Origin of the sequence: Mesonia aestuariivivens, assembly GCF_019311235.1 — a bacterium.
In the GTDB taxonomy this organism is placed as follows: Bacteria; Bacteroidota; Bacteroidia; order Flavobacteriales; family Flavobacteriaceae; genus Mesonia; species Mesonia aestuariivivens.
In genome coordinates this window covers 124,411-139,662 of sequence record NZ_JAHWDF010000006.1, presented here as the reverse complement: position 1 = coordinate 139,662, position 15,252 = coordinate 124,411, and the positions used below count along the sequence as shown (strand labels likewise).

Sequence of the window (15,252 nt, the reverse complement as noted above, 5' to 3'; positions counted from 1 at the left end):
AGCCTTTTAATCAAGAATATGAGTAAAGAAAACGAAAAAGAAGCAAAATTAAAGGCGTTAAAGTTAACGCTAGATAAATTAGATAAAACCTACGGAAAAGGTACAGTCATGAAAATGAGTGACCAAGCGGTACAAGATGTAGATGCAATTCCATCTGGATCTTTAGGGTTAGATTTGGCTCTTGGTGTAGGTGGTTACCCTAGAGGTAGAGTGATTGAAATTTACGGTCCAGAATCTTCTGGTAAAACCACTTTGACTTTACACGCAATTGCTGAAGCTCAAAAAGCTGGAGGTATTGCTGCTTTTATAGATGCAGAACATGCTTTTGACCGTTCTTATGCAGAAAAACTTGGTATAGATATAGAGAATTTAATTATTTCTCAACCAGATCACGGTGAGCAAGCTTTAGAAATTGCAGACAACTTAATTAGATCTGGTGCAATAGATATTATTGTAATAGATTCTGTAGCGGCCTTAACACCAAAAAGTGAGATTGAAGGTGAAATGGGAGACTCTAAAATGGGACTCCATGCTCGTTTAATGTCTCAGGCTTTAAGAAAACTTACGGCCTCTATTAGCAAAACCAATTGTACAGTAATCTTCATTAACCAGTTACGTGAAAAAATTGGAGTAATGTTTGGTAACCCAGAAACCACTACTGGTGGTAATGCACTTAAATTTTACGCTTCTGTACGATTAGATATTAGAAGATCTACTCAAATTAAGAATAGTAATAGTGATGTAATGGGTAACAAAACCCGTGTTAAAGTGGTTAAAAATAAAGTTGCCCCTCCATTTAAAACTGCCGAATTTGATATTATGTACGGCGAAGGAGTTTCTAAAGTAGGAGAAATTATAGATATAGGTGTAGACTATGAAATCGTAAAGAAAAGCGGTTCTTGGTTTAGTTACGAAGACACTAAATTAGGTCAGGGTCGTGATGCTGTAAAAACATTACTTAAAGACAACCCAGAATTAATGGAAGAGCTTGAAATTAAAATTACAGAAGCTATAAAGATTGCTAAATCTTAAAAAAGTTTATTATTTATAAAATTTAAAATCCTGCTTTCAGCAGGATTTTTTTGTTTACAACGCAACCCTTCACTATACTTTGCATCTCTTAATTAAGAAACAAGTTTATCATTAAAAGAATATGAAGAAGGTCAATAAAGTAATATTATATGTATTTTTAATATTAACTGCAGCAAGCTGTAGTATGGATGATAATAGTAATTTATATACAGCACAAGAATTAGTATCAATAGATAGCGTTAATCTACCAGATACATTGAATTTCAGAGAAATTCATGATTTCGAAATTACCTATAAACGTCCAACTGATTGTCATTTTTTCGATGGTTTTAGCAACGAAAAGAATGAAAATGAGAGAATTATTTGGGTTGTAAATAGAGTTTATTATGATAATAACACCAACTGCCAAGAGCTAGAAAATGAATTAATTACTAAGAAACTTTCTTTTGAAGTGATCAGAAGAGATTACTACATATTTAAGTTTTGGCAAGGAGTAGATGAAGAAGGAGAAAATATATATTTAACAAAAGAAGTACCTGTAAAGGTAGAATAACAAATTATATATTGAGTATTGAACAACTCATAGCAAAATGCAAAAAGCAAGATTTAAAATCGCAAGAGCAGCTATACAAGTTATATGCGAATAAGCTCTTTGCGGTAAGCCTGAAGTATTCCCGAAATTATCAAGAAGCTGAAGACAACTTACAGGATGCTTTTTTAACCATTTTCAATAAAATTTTTCAATATAAAAATAAAGGTTCTTTTGAAGGTTGGATGAAACGTATTGTGGTAAATACAGCATTGCAACGCTATCGAAAACAAGATGTATTTCAGATTATAGATGAAGAATCTTTAAAACAACCCGAAATAGAAATAGACGAAGAGCAAATTTCTTTAACGTTTCTGCTCAAAATTATACAAGAATTACCAGATCGCTATAGAATGGTTTTTAATCTCTATGTATTAGATGGTTTTTCTCATAAAGAAATTGCTGCCATGATGAATATTTCTGTAGGAACTTCAAAATCTAATCTGGCACGAGCTAGGCAGATTTTGAAAATAAAAGTTGAAGAGCAATCAACCCATAATAGCGCAAGCTCGGCACCATGAAAGAAAAAAAAGATATAGATAGACTATTTCAAGAGAGTTTTAAAGAATTTGAAGCGACTCCCAAAGATCATGTTTGGGAAAATATAGCTAACAAATTGCAACATAAAAAAAAGAGAAAAATAATACCACTATGGTATAAACTTACGGGTGTTGCAGCAATTTTAATTGCAGGACTTTTTATTGGAAATTTCTTGATAAATACTCCACAACAAAAAGTTGTGCATACAGATTCCAAAAAAATTACTGAACCCAAAACAGATGAAAAAGATAAAACTTTTAACAAAGAAAAAACTATTCATCAGACATCTACAGAAACATTAACCGTTATTTCTATAGATAATTCTAGTGATACCGTTACAAAACTTGATCGTAAAAATTCAAAAAATCATACTAATGATTCTAAGGTAAACATCAATTCAAATCTTGTTTTAAATAATACTTCTTCTATTGAAAATAATTACTCTGTTAAAAATCAGAAGCTTTCTTCGACCTCAACCCAAAAAATTAATTCTTCCGCTAATTCTGAAGAGGAAAAGAACCATGCTGACTTCAATAGCGGTCAAAATAATTCAACAAAAACTTTAGTTCATCAAGAAAATTTAAGCTCTGAAGAGCAATCGCTTAAAAGCAACTTAACCCACAATTTAGATGAACATAATAAGGAGAATAAATTTATAGAAAACACTAATCCACTTAATAAAGAAAGAATCATTATTCATGAAAAACCTATTAATGAAAATACATCAATTGTAGAAGAAAATAGCGCCGATAAAACAAAGAATTTAGTCGAAGTTGCCAAAGAATTAAACAAAGAAGGTGATAATGAGAAAGAAAAAGATAACGTACAACAATTATCTAAGTGGCTTATAAAAGCTAACATTTCTCCTATTTACTACGGCAGTCTAAATGGCAGCAATAATTTAGATAAAACTTTAGCTGGCAATAATACTAAGGGTGAGGTGACCATGGCTTATGGAATTAATTTTGCTTATGCTATTTCAGAAAAAATAAAAGTAAGATCTGGAATTAGTAAAGTAAACATGAGTTACAATATTAATGATATAGCTTATTCTACCAATGTAAACGCTACACGATTAGAAGGAATAACTTCAAGCCCTAATTATAGTAGCATTGAGGTTTTAAGTATTAAAAACCAATCTAAACCAGCAACTTCTGTAGATACACAAGAATTTAGCAGCGCACCCATAGCTCCTGATACAAAAGGGGTGATTAATCAACAACTGGGTTATTTAGAAATTCCTGTAGAAGTTGAGTATGCATTATTAAATAAACGTTTTGGAATAAATTTAATTGGCGGGGCAAGTACATTACTCTTAAACGATAATAGTATTTCTATCAACTCTAATAACGGTCAATTATCTTTAGGAGAAGCAAATAATTTAAACAAGGTTAGTTTTACAACTAACTTAGGTTTAGGCTTTGGCTATAATTTAAGTGAAAAATTTGAAGTTAATTTAGAGCCTACTTTTAAATATCAGCTCAATACCTATAATAACACTATTAACGATTTTAAACCCTACTATTTTGGGGTTTATACCGGATTCAGTTTTAAATTTTAATTAAGTTCGTTTTTAAGCAATGATAAACAAAGGGAGTCAAGTGGTTTTGGCTCCTTTTCTTTTTTAATTGTTACTAATTAATTCTTTATAAATCTTTTCTCTTACTTGTTCCCGTAAATCTCTTTTATCTTTTTGTTCTAAGTTTTCAGTTGAAAAAAAAAGTAAAATTTTAGCTCTCATTCTTCCCAAAGATCCACTCATAAACGTATATGAAAAACGTTTTTTATTATCGTAAAACACCAAAGGAACAATGGGTATTTGGTGATCTATAGCCAACCTAAAAGCGCCATCTTTAAAAGTATCTAGTAAAATAGATTCATCATCAGGAACGCCTCCTTCTGGAAAAATACAAATACTAATACCCTGATTTAATCTTCGCTGGGCTTGCTGAAAAACTTCATTTCTACTTTTTACGTTTCTACGATCTACCAAAATACAAGTGCGTTTATAGAAAAAACCAAAAAGAGGAATTTTAACCAACTCTTTCTTTCCTACAAACACAAACGGATTTTTTACAATACTCAACATCAACATAATATCAGTCATCGAAGTATGATTGGCTACAAACATATAACTCTTGCCTTTTTCTGGAGATTGAAGTTTTTTAACGATAGGATAAAAACCCATGCCGTACAAAATAATATTTGCCCAAATTTTAGCTAAAAAGAAAAATTGCGGATAGTACTTTTCTTTTGCCGTAAATAACAATAAAAAAGGAAACATAACTAGAATGGGCACCGTAAGCAGTACGTAAAACCAAATACGCCACAAGACGATTAGAATTTTTCTAAAAATGTTCATAGATTTTCAAAAGTACTAAAATGTATGCATTGAAAATGATAAAACATTTACCTTTACAAAAAAAATATTTACAATGTCTAGAATACTAACCGGAGTACAAAGTACAGGAACTCCTCATTTAGGAAATTTACTAGGAGCAATTATTCCTGCCATCGAAATGGCAAACGATAGCAACAACGATTCTTTTTTATTTATTGCAAATTTGCATACACTTACACAAATAAAAGATGCTCCCACTTTACGAGAAAACACCTATTCTGTGGCGGCAGCCTGGCTTGCTTTTGGATTAGATATTGAAAAAACGGTTTTTTACAGACAAAGTGACATTCCAGAAACTACAGAGCTTTCTTGGTATTTAAGTTGTTTTTTTCCGTATCAGCGTTTAACCTTAGCCCATTCATTTAAAGATAAAGCAGATCGTTTAGCCGATGTAAACTCAGGTTTGTTTACCTACCCCATGTTAATGGCTGCAGATATACTTTTATACGATGCCGAATATATTCCTGTAGGGAAAGATCAGCTCCAACATATAGAAATGACACGGGATGTTGCGACAAGGTTTCACGCACAAATGGGAGAAACTTTTGTTTTACCAGAAGCTAAAATTCAAGAAGAGAGCAAATACATACCAGGAATTGATGGTAAAAAAATGAGCAAATCCGCAGATAATTATATCAATTTATTTTTACCTGATAAAAAACTTAGAAAACAAGTAATGGCTATTCAAACCGATAGTACACCGCTTGAAGAACCTAAAGATCCTGACACGTGTAATGTTTTCAACCTTTATAAAATTATCGCTACCGAAACACAAACCGCAGGGATGCGTAAAAACTACTTAGGCGGGAATTACGGCTACGGTCACGCCAAACAAGCTTTATATGAGCTTTTAGTTGAAAAATACAGCAAAGAAAGAGAAGCTTACCATTATTATATGAATAACTTAGAAGAAGTAGACGCCGCTTTAGAAAAAGGAGCTGAAAAAGCCAGAAAAGTAGCAAAAGAAGTTCTTGGTCGTGTAAGAACGAAGTTAGGATATTAAAATATATAAAAAAGTGCAGCACCTTCAAAAAACGTGCTGCACTTTTTTATATACTTAAATCACTTCAAACATTTTACCGGGCAATGGCCTCACCAATCCGTTTAATTCTAAACTAAGTAAATAGGTGGTGATTTCAAATGTTGGCATTTGGCAAGCTAAGGCAAGTACATCTAATTCTGTTTTACCTAATTTTTTTAATTCATTTAAGACTTTTTCTTCTTCCCCAGAAAGATCAACAAAAAGTTGGGTTTGCTTAGGCTTATTTTCTTCAATTTCCCAACCTAAATAATAAACTAAATCTGCTGCAGAAGTGATTAATTGTGCTTTTTGAGTTTTTATTAATTCATTACAACCTTTACTAAAACTATCGGTGGTTCTACCAGGAACGGCAAAAACCTCTCGGTTATAAGAATGCGCAATATCTGCAGTTACTAAAGAACCTCCTTTTTCTGCGCTTTCAATCACGATTGTAGCTTCACTTATTCCGGCAATAACACGGTTTCGCTTTAAAAAATTTTTTCTATCAAACGTTTTATCACTCCAAAAATCTGAAATAAATCCACCATTTTTCAACACTTCATTTTTATATTTTTGATGTGACTTCGGATAAATTTGATTTAACCCATGTGCTAAGCATGCTACAGTTTGTAAATTATTTGCTAATGCAGCTTTATGCGCACAAATATCAATTCCGTAGGCGAAACCAGAAACAATAACCGGATTTAAAGGTGCTAATTCTGAGATAAGCTGTTCGCAAAAAGCAATACCATGATTTGTAGCTTTTCGTGTACCCACAATACTTATAATTTTTTTGTGCTGCAGGTCGATATTTCCTTTTTCGAAAAGTAGTATGGGCGCATCTATACAATGCTTTAAATGCTCAGGATAAGTAGACTCTTCAAAATAAGTAACCTTTATACCATTTTCTTGTATAAAATTTATTTCTTGTAAAACCTCTCGTTCATAAGCAGAAAAATCTAAGAGTTTAGCTACTTTATGACCAACGCCATCAATAGCAAGAATACGATCTTTTTTTGCTTTAAAAATGGCTTCAGCAGAGCCAAAATGATGTACTAATTTTTTTGCAGTAATATCCCCTACATAAGGAATACGTTGCAAAGCCAATAAATAAATTAACTCTGATTCACTCATTTTAATAAAATATAGTACTAAAAATAGTTAAAAAGATTTGTTAATAAAATTCAGTCACGCTATTTTATAAAATGTGAAAATATACTAACTTTGAATTTATGAGAGTAGAGCAATATTTACAAGAATTATTATATCGTTACGAATGTGTAGTCATACCTGAGTTTGGTGCCTTTTTAGCACAACGTAAATCTGCACAAATTCATGAATCTACACAGGCTTTTTATCCTCCTAAAAAAGTAATCTCTTTTAATAAGCAACTAGCTGAAAATGATGGGATTTTAACCAACTACATCGCTAAAACAGAAGGTATTTCTTATAGTGAGGCAAGTGAAAAAATGATGCTTTTTGTTCAAAATTTACAAGCTACTCTTAAATCTCATAAAGAAGTAGTTTTAAAAGAAATAGGTACTTTTACCTTAGAAGAAGAGAAAGTAATCTTTCAGCCTTTTTACCATAATAATTATTTAGCTGAATCTTTTGGACTTTCAACATTTACAGTTAATACCATTGAAAGAGAAAACGAAGTTATTCCAGAAGAAAATTTAACTTTAGAAACTGCTACTGTTTCTGAAAAAGTTTTAGCTTCAGAAAAAACTCAAACGTCTAAAACACCAATTTGGCGTTATGCGGCAGTAGGAGCTATTGCTATAGGCTTGTCTGGTTTCTTAGGAGCTAATTATTACAGTAATGACATTAAAGCTCATAATATTGCTGAGCAACAAAAAGCTGAAAAGCAAATTGAATCACAAATTCAAGAAGCTACTTTTGTAATTAGCAATCCGTTGCCTGAGGTTACTTTTGAAGTAACTAGAGAAAATGGAAGCTATCATATTGTTGCTGGTGCGTTTAGAGAAAAAGAAAATGCCGCCAAAAAAGTAAATCAGTTAAGAAACAAAGGTTTTCATGCTCGTGAAATTGGGGCTAATAAATATGGCTTACATCAAGTAATTTACAGTAGTTACGAAAAAAGAACTGATGCACTAAAAGCTTTAAGAAATATTAAAACAACTGAAAATCAGGAGGCTTGGTTATTGGTACAAGACCTTTAATAGATTTTACGATTATAAAAACATTTAAAATTGGTGCTTTTCTTAAGCATCAATTTTTGTTTTAAATCAAAAGATTACCTTTGCAAGAAAAAAATGCAGCCAAAACATCCTAGCGAATCTCGCACTATTTTAACAGACCTTGTTTTACCGAGTGAAACCAATCCACTAAACAACCTTTTTGGTGGTGAATTACTCGCTCGTATGGATCGTGCTGCTAGTATTGCTGCCCGAAGACATAGCCGCAGAATTGTAGTTACGGCTTCTGTAAATCATGTGGCCTTTAAAAAAATGATTCCTTTAGGCAGTGTAGTAACGGTAGAAGCTAAACTTTCTCGTGCTTTTAAAAGTTCTATGGAAGTTGTGATTGATGTTTGGATTGAAGACCGAGAAAGCGGTATGCGCTCTAAAGCAAACGATGCTATTTATACTTTTGTTGCCGTAGATGATGCTGGTAACCCTGTGCCTGTTCCTGCTATTGAGCCCGAAACAGAAGTTGAAAAAGAGCGTTTTGATGCAGCTTTACGTAGAAAACAATTAAGTTTAGTGCTAGCAGGAAAAATGAAGCCTAGCGAAGCTACAGAACTTAAAGCTATATTTGAAGACTAAAAAGCCATTGCTTATAGCCAATACTCCCAAAGTTTCTTTTCGAGAAATTAATAAAATTGCAATCCCAGCGATTATTGCAGGCATTGCCGAACCGCTAATTTCTCTTACTGATATTGCCGTAATTGGTAATGTAAAAGAACATTCTATAGAATCTTTAGCCGCCGCAGGAATCGTAGGTTCATTTCTTTCTGCTATTATTTGGATTGTAGCACAAACCAAAACAGCTATTTCTGCAATTGTTTCTCAGCATTTAGGAGCCAAGCGAATTCATGCGGTAAAAACTTTAATTCCACAGGCAATTGTTTTTAATCTTTTTCTGAGTTTACTCATTTATGCAATCACCGCATATTTTGCTGAAAGCATTTTTAGCGCTTATAATGCTGATGGTTTAATTTTAAAATATACAGAAGACTATTATACGATTAGAGCTTTGGGCTATCCGCTAACGCTTGTCACATTTGCTATCTTCGGAGTTTTTAGAGGTCTACAAAATACACTTTGGGCAATGAAGTGTAGTTTGGCCGGAGCTATCGTGAATATTAGTTTAGATTACGTATTGGTCTATGGTGTTGAAGGACTAATCCCTGCGCTTCATCTAAAAGGTGCGGCATATGCTAGTCTTGCAGCACAAGCGACGATGTTAATAATGGCTTTTTATTTCTTTTTCAAAAAAACGCCTTTTCACTTAAAATTGAGTTTTAATATTAATCCGCAGATGAAACCGCTAATCGTTATGGCGGCCAACCTTTTTATAAGAACAGCAGCATTAAACTTCGCCATTTATTTAGCTAATGCTTATGCCACAGACTACGGAAAAAATTATATCGCAGCACAAAGTATTTTGATGAATATTTGGCTATTCTTTTCATTTTTTATTGACGGTTATGCCAATGCAGGAAATGCAATTGGTGGTCGGTTATTGGGATCTAAAGATTATGTTAGTTTATGGAATTTAAGTAAAGACATCTGCAAATATGCCGTATTTATTGCCTTGATTTTAATGGGAATTTGCGGACTGTTTTACGACGAAATTGGGCTACTATTTAACAAAGAAACTACGGTACTTACTTTGTTTTCTTCTGTATTTTGGGTGGTTTTATTAATGCAGCCCATAAATGCCATTGCTTTTATGTTTGATGGTATTTTTAAAGGTTTAGGGGAAGCAAAATACTTACGGAATGTCTTATTAGCCGCCACCTTCTTAGGTTTTACACCAACACTACTACTTGCAGATTACTTCGGTTTAAAACTTTATGCAATTTGGCTAGGTTTCTTTGTTTGGATGTTAATTAGAAGCTCTACGCTGGTTATTAAATTTAGAAGAAAATATTTAAAGGAAACTTTATAAGTAATAATTTAATTAGTATTCTTATTGATCTCTAAAATATTACATAGGGTTTCTAGGGAAAATCTCAAAATGACTGGTGTTTCCTTCAAAAACCTCCAATTTACTGGGACGGTGATGTATTGCTTCTTTTAAAGCTTTTTCATAATTTTCGAAGTTCTTTATTTTCTTTCGGCGTTCTTTAGATAATTTCCAACAGTCTTCTTCAGCATCATACCAAAGCTGAAAATGCTTTTGTTTTATTAAACGATGATTCTTTTTTAGCAAATAATAAATTATTTTTCCATCGCTGTAATTTCCATCAGGGTAACTCATAGGGAGTAATGAGAAAAACACATAATACAATGAAAAATATAAAAACTGATACGTAAATATAGTTTCTTCTAAATATTCATTAGCTATTAAATAAATAGCTAAGTAAGAAGAAATAATATTCCCTAATAAACCACCACTATAGATAAATAAATTTCTCCAACGGCTTTCATCATCTATGTTTTCAAAATAGCAAAAACCATAATAGAAATAGTACTTTCTAATTTCAAAAAATTTAGTAGTTACCAGCTTTTTACCAGAACCAATAATAATTTTTACATTTTTTGCTCCTAACAATTTAGAAATGATCACATGGCCAAACTCATGGAAAAGAGAAACCAAGGGCAGAATTATAAAGAAAGCCAAAAAGAGCTTTGGAATATCTAAAAAATCAATCATAAGCGACTAGGTTAAAACTTCAAAACTAAGTGAAGAAAGTAAAATTTTTCTATTATTAACTTCATTTAGTATTCTTGTTAACAAAGATTTATAGCTCCAAAATTTAATCTTCAGTTATTATATAAAATTCAAGATCACCTTATTTTATTCATTTTATAAATACTAACGAGCTTAAATATAAAACTAAAGTTTTTTCATTTTAAACCTCATAAATTAAAACCAGTTTAACACCTGTGTACTTATAATTACTTTAAAAATGTTGTAATTTTAAGTTATGAAGAGAAAAGAAGTTAGCAACGGATTTATTTTTAAAACCTACGAAGCACCCCATCAAACTCCTTTTGATAAGCTTTTTGAAATTTTTAAAGAGCTAATCACTTATACTTCGGGAGATTTTGATGAAGCTATAGATTGGCTACGCCAGTTAGACAAAGAATACGAACTTACTACGCCAGATTACACCATAGACGATTTTATTGAAGACCTGAAAGCAAAAGGCTACATTCAAGAACGTGTAAAACCTGATGGCAAAGGCGAAATGGAAATTACTTCGAAAACCGAAAAAGCGATTAGACAGCGCGCGCTTAACCAAATTTTCGGAAAAATGCGTAAAGGGAATTCAGGAAACCACAAAACTAAACATAGCGGTAGCAGCGATGAGAATACAGGTGAATTTAGAAACTATCAATATGGCGATGGTTTAGAACGAATATCGATGACTGAAAGTTTAAAAAACGCTCAAATCAATCATGGTATGGGCGATTTCAGCTTGTCAGAAAACGATTTGGTGGTAGAAGACAGTCAGTTTAAATCTCAAATGAGCACGGTGTTAATGATTGATATTAGCCACAGTATGATTCTGTATGGTGAAGATAGAATTACACCCGCCAAAAGAGTAGCCATGGCGCTTTCAGAATTAATTTTAACGCGCTATCCAAAAGATACGCTCGATATTATTGTGTTTGGAAATGATGCTTGGCCCATCCAAATTAAAGATTTACCTTATTTACAGGTAGGTCCATTTCATACCAATACTGTTGCAGGAATGCAATTAGCGATGGATATTTTACGTCGAAAAAGAAATGCCAACAAGCAAATTTTTATGATTACCGATGGTAAGCCCAGTTGCCTGAGAATGCCCGATGGGACTTATTATAAAAACTCGATGGGACTCGATCCGTACATTACCAGCAAATGCTATAATATGGCGGCTCAAGCAAGAAAATTAAATATCCCCATTACCACATTTATGATTACCTCAGATCCTTATTTACAGCAATTTGTAGATAAATTTACAGAGTCTAATCAAGGAAAAGCATATTACACTGGTTTGGGTGGTTTAGGTGAAATGATTTTTAAAGATTACGAATCGAATAGAAAGAAGAAGATAAGGTAAATACTAAAAATTAGGCTTTTAAAATATTCTAATTTTTATACGACGGCTGTCACCTCGAGCGTAGTCGAGAGTTTTTTTTAAAATAAATCATTGTTTATGAAAACCTATTATGTTTACATACTTGAATGCTCTGACGTTTTATTTTATATAGGAGTTACAAACAATATCACTAGAAGGTTAGAAGAACATAGCAAAGGTTTAAACCCCGACTGTTTCACATTTAAACGAAGACCTTTAGAATTAGTTTTTCAACAAGATTTTAATGATATACAGCAAGCTATATATTTTGAAACGAAAATTAAAAAATGGAGTGCACATAAAAAGAAGGCTTTAGTTAAAGGTGATTTTGATACGTTAAAAGTCTTATCTGAATGCAAAATTAAAACTCACTCAAAATATAACACAAAAGATTAAGGTCTCGACTCCGCTCGACCTGACAAAAATTGTCACCTTGTGCAACGAAAAAAATGAAAATAAAAAATACTATGAATTTAACTAAAATAAAAACTTTTGGCGAACTCAAAAAAGCAGGCTACGAGAGTAAAAGCATTAAAGAAGAGTTACGTCAAAATCTGATTGAAAAAATAAAAAATAACCAAACGGTTTTTGAAGGCGTTCACGGTTATGAAGATACCGTAATTCCAGAACTAGAACGTGCTATTCTTTCTAAACATAACATCAATTTACTCGGTTTACGCGGACAAGCAAAAACGCGCTTAGCACGTTTAATGGTGAAGCTTTTAGATGAATATATTCCCATAGTGGAAGGCTCAGAAATTAACGACGATCCTTTCAACCCTATTTCAAGATATGCGCAAGAAACCTTAAAAGAAAAAGGAGAAAAAACTCCTATTTCTTGGTTGCATCGCGACGAGCGTTTTTCAGAAAAATTAGCAACACCAGATGTTACGGTAGCCGATCTAATTGGTGACGTAGATCCTATTAAAGCCGCAAATTTAAAACTGAGTTATGCCGATGATCGTGTGATTCACTTTGGGATGATTCCGCGAGCCAACCGTTGTATATTCGTAATTAACGAGTTACCAGATTTACAGGCGAGAATACAAGTGGCGCTTTTTAATATCTTACAAGAAGGTGATATTCAGATTCGAGGTTTTAAACTAAGAATGGCGCTAGACCTTCAGTTTATATTTACGGCAAATCCTGAAGACTACACCAACCGTGGTAGTATTGTTACTCCGCTAAAAGATAGAATTGGTTCTCAAATTCTAACCCACTACCCTAAAACAGTAGAAATTGCCAAAACCATTACCGAGCAAGAAGCCAATTTAGAAAGCAACCAAAAAGAACACGTAAAAGTTCCCGATTTAGCGCGCGAAATTTTAGAGCAAATTAGTTTTGAAGCGCGAGAAAGCGAATATGTAGACGAAAAAAGCGGAATTAGTGCTCGAATGAGCATCACCGCTTTTCAAAATTTATTAAGCACCGCAGAACGTCGTGCGCTAAAAAATGGAGATAAAGAAACGACCCTTCGCTTGGGTGATTTTATGGGCGTAATTCCGTCTATCACGGGAAAGGTGGAGTTGGTTTACGAGGGTGAACAAGAAGGTGCTGCTTTTGTTGCCCAACACCTCATTGAAAATTCAATAAAAACCATTTTCCCAGAATTATTTCCAAAAATTGAAAAGCTCGAAAAACAAGATGCCGAAAACCCCTATGATGAAATTACACATTGGTTTTTTGAATCTAGCGGAATAGAATTACCTGACGATTTAAGTGAAAGCGAATATCAAAAAGCGTTAAAAGACATTCAACCTATTCAAGAGCTAATCAATAAATATCAACCAGAAATCCCCGAAAAAGATCGTTATTTCTTAACTGAATTTATATTGTGGGGATTAACCTCCTATAATAAATTAAGCAAGCATCGATTCTCAAAAGGAATACAGTTTCAAGATTTATATGGAAACTATATCAACAATTTATAAGGAGTTTAATCTAGATATACGAGAACTTAAATTAAATTCAGCTTCTCTTGAAATTAAATATAAAAGCCTGAAGAAAACTACTTCAGGCTTTATACTATCTGGTTTTTAGCCAACCAGTAATGCTCAATCGTTTGGAGTGTTGTACGCGTTGCACTTCGTGTTCCAATTCTTGACTCTCAAAAATCACCATTCTACCAGGAAGCGGATATAAATCTACAGCCTGCTCATTGGCATTTTCATTTACATAAATTGTTAACTCACCTCCATTTTCCTCTAGCCAAGTATCATCATTTAAATAACAAACTATAGATAATTTTCTGCGTCCATCATTTTGAAAGGTGTCTAAGTGGCGCTTATAGAAGGTACCTTCTGGGTAAACTGCATAGTGGAATTCTTTATGTAAAATTCCCATAAAACAAGTACGGTTCAAATAATCGATTAAATTATTTAAACGATTAAAAAACACCTCTTCGGCTTTGCCAGCATCTGCTTCATTCAACCATAAAATAAAATCGCCACGAACTTCTTTTTCAATTAATTCGTTGGTTTTATTACCTATTGCTGATTTTTTAAACTGATCTTCTTCATATTTCATCAGCAACGCATTTCGCAATACTTCTACCTCTTCCGCAGTAAAAAAATTATCGATAACACTATATTTTCGCTGCAATAAATCATCAATAATACTTTCGTATAATGGGTTTTCTACAAACTCTAGCTGATCAAAAATTTTGTTCATTTCAATAGTTAAAAGCCTTGCAAATATAGATTCTTATTGGAAGCGAAATACAAAATAATTCATTCCCGCCTTAGAAACTTTTATTCCTTAACTTTGCAGCCTATTTTAAAACTCAATTGAAGTGGATATTTTACAATTTTTAAGCGGTAACGGGTTGTTTCTCTTGCTAGCAATCGTATTAGTCGTAGTGGTTTTAATCAATAAATTTAGAAACCGATGAGCAATATTCGAATTACCAAGCAATTTAATTTTGAAACCGGTCACGCGCTTTACGGCTATGACGGCAAATGTAAAAATGTACACGGTCACAGTTATAAACTTAGCGTAACCGTTATCGGTGAACCTATCGACGACAACCAAAACGTAAAGTTTGGAATGGTCATCGATTTTGGCGACCTCAAAAAAATTGTGAAAGAAGAAATCGTAGACAAGTACGATCATGCTACCGTTTTTAATAAAAACACACCACATTTAGAGTTAGCCAACGAATTAAAAAAGCGTGATCACAATGTCATTTTAGTAGATTACCAACCTACATCAGAAATGATGGTGATTGATTTTGCTGAAAAAATTAAAAATAGATTACCAAAAAACATTCAACTATTTTCTTTAAAACTTCAAGAAACCGAGACCAGTTTTGCCGAGTGGTTTGCTAGTGATAATTAGGGCGTTTCCCTATCGGGTCGGGCTTTCATTACTCGCTTTTTATTTTTTTATTCGGGTAAAAAATAAAAGAGCTT

The 15,252-nt window shown here is 32.9% G+C and carries 16 protein-coding genes; 12 read left to right on the top strand and 4 right to left on the bottom strand.

What is annotated here, in order from left to right:
- Positions 1-18 precede the first annotated feature (18 nt).
- The 4 genes from recA (at position 19) to KW502_RS07495 (ending at position 3,722) form a co-directional block, all read left to right on the top strand.
- Positions 19-1,032 (top strand): recombinase RecA, encoded by a 1,014-nt coding sequence (gene recA, locus KW502_RS07510; protein ID WP_219039931.1) that lies wholly within the window; start codon positions 19-21, stop codon positions 1,030-1,032.
- 121 nt (positions 1,033-1,153) lie between these two features.
- Positions 1,154-1,585, top strand: coding sequence for a hypothetical protein (locus tag KW502_RS07505; RefSeq protein WP_219039930.1), 432 nt, complete (start codon positions 1,154-1,156; stop codon positions 1,583-1,585).
- Between the two features lie 11 nt (positions 1,586-1,596).
- The gene (locus tag KW502_RS07500; protein ID WP_219039929.1) at positions 1,597-2,142 is read left to right on the top strand and encodes an RNA polymerase sigma factor; all 546 of its coding nucleotides are present in this window, start codon (positions 1,597-1,599) and stop codon (positions 2,140-2,142) included.
- Positions 2,139-3,722 carry a putative outer membrane beta-barrel protein gene (locus KW502_RS07495; RefSeq protein WP_219039928.1) on the top strand — a complete coding sequence of 528 codons (1,584 nt, stop codon included), beginning with the start codon at positions 2,139-2,141 and terminating at the stop codon, positions 3,720-3,722. The genes KW502_RS07500 and KW502_RS07495 overlap by 4 nt, the downstream gene beginning before the upstream one ends.
- Before the next feature lie 63 nt (positions 3,723-3,785).
- On the opposite strand, the gene KW502_RS07490 is transcribed toward KW502_RS07495, so the two are convergent.
- On the bottom strand, positions 3,786-4,523 hold the full coding sequence (locus KW502_RS07490; protein WP_219039927.1) for a lysophospholipid acyltransferase family protein: 738 nt from the start codon (positions 4,521-4,523) through the stop codon (positions 3,786-3,788).
- Positions 4,524-4,596: 73 nt separating this feature from the next.
- On the opposite strand from KW502_RS07490, the gene trpS reads away from it, so the two are divergent.
- Positions 4,597-5,565 (top strand): tryptophan--tRNA ligase, encoded by a 969-nt coding sequence (gene trpS / locus KW502_RS07485; RefSeq protein WP_219039926.1) that lies wholly within the window; start codon positions 4,597-4,599, stop codon positions 5,563-5,565.
- 54 nt (positions 5,566-5,619) lie between these two features.
- Here the strand turns inward: trpS and dprA are convergent, their stop codons facing one another.
- Positions 5,620-6,717 carry a DNA-processing protein DprA gene (dprA, locus tag KW502_RS07480; RefSeq protein WP_219039925.1) on the bottom strand — a complete coding sequence of 366 codons (1,098 nt, stop codon included), beginning with the start codon at positions 6,715-6,717 and terminating at the stop codon, positions 5,620-5,622.
- Between the two features lie 98 nt (positions 6,718-6,815).
- Between dprA and KW502_RS07475 the strand changes: the two genes are divergently transcribed.
- The 3 genes from KW502_RS07475 to KW502_RS07465 all read left to right on the top strand — a co-directional run bounded on the left by KW502_RS07475 (position 6,816) and on the right by KW502_RS07465 (position 9,720).
- Positions 6,816-7,766 (top strand): HU domain-containing protein, encoded by a 951-nt coding sequence (locus KW502_RS07475; protein ID WP_219039924.1) that lies wholly within the window; start codon positions 6,816-6,818, stop codon positions 7,764-7,766.
- A 93-nt stretch (positions 7,767-7,859) separates the two neighbouring features.
- A complete protein-coding gene (locus KW502_RS07470; RefSeq protein WP_219039923.1) occupies positions 7,860-8,372 on the top strand; it encodes an acyl-CoA thioesterase in 513 nt (170 codons plus the stop codon).
- Positions 8,362-9,720, top strand: coding sequence for an MATE family efflux transporter (locus KW502_RS07465; RefSeq protein ID WP_255554168.1), 1,359 nt, complete (start codon positions 8,362-8,364; stop codon positions 9,718-9,720). The genes KW502_RS07470 and KW502_RS07465 overlap by 11 nt, the downstream gene beginning before the upstream one ends.
- A 39-nt stretch (positions 9,721-9,759) precedes the next feature.
- On the opposite strand, the gene KW502_RS07460 is transcribed toward KW502_RS07465, so the two are convergent.
- Positions 9,760-10,428, bottom strand: a complete 669-nt coding sequence (locus KW502_RS07460) for a site-2 protease family protein (protein WP_219039922.1) — start codon at positions 10,426-10,428, stop codon at positions 9,760-9,762.
- A 274-nt stretch (positions 10,429-10,702) separates the two neighbouring features.
- Here KW502_RS07460 and KW502_RS07455 point away from each other — a divergent pair, with 274 nt between their 5' ends.
- The 3 genes from KW502_RS07455 (at position 10,703) to KW502_RS07445 (ending at position 13,773) form a co-directional block, all read left to right on the top strand.
- Entirely contained in the window at positions 10,703-11,824 is a 1,122-nt protein-coding gene (locus tag KW502_RS07455) for a vWA domain-containing protein (RefSeq protein WP_219039921.1), read from the top strand.
- A gap of 96 nt (positions 11,825-11,920) precedes the next feature.
- The gene (locus KW502_RS07450; protein WP_219039920.1) at positions 11,921-12,238 is read left to right on the top strand and encodes a GIY-YIG nuclease family protein; all 318 of its coding nucleotides are present in this window, start codon (positions 11,921-11,923) and stop codon (positions 12,236-12,238) included.
- A 71-nt stretch (positions 12,239-12,309) separates the two neighbouring features.
- The gene (locus KW502_RS07445) at positions 12,310-13,773 is read left to right on the top strand and encodes a magnesium chelatase (RefSeq protein WP_219039919.1); all 1,464 of its coding nucleotides are present in this window, start codon (positions 12,310-12,312) and stop codon (positions 13,771-13,773) included.
- A 94-nt stretch (positions 13,774-13,867) separates the two neighbouring features.
- Here KW502_RS07445 and KW502_RS07440 read toward each other — a convergent pair whose 3' ends face one another.
- Entirely contained in the window at positions 13,868-14,512 is a 645-nt protein-coding gene (locus KW502_RS07440) for a 2OG-Fe(II) oxygenase (protein ID WP_219039918.1), read from the bottom strand.
- Positions 14,513-14,728: 216 nt separating this feature from the next.
- Between KW502_RS07440 and KW502_RS07435 the strand changes: the two genes are divergently transcribed.
- Positions 14,729-15,178, top strand: a complete 450-nt coding sequence (locus KW502_RS07435) for a 6-pyruvoyl trahydropterin synthase family protein (protein ID WP_219039917.1) — start codon at positions 14,729-14,731, stop codon at positions 15,176-15,178.
- The last annotated feature ends 74 nt before the right edge of the window (positions 15,179-15,252 follow it).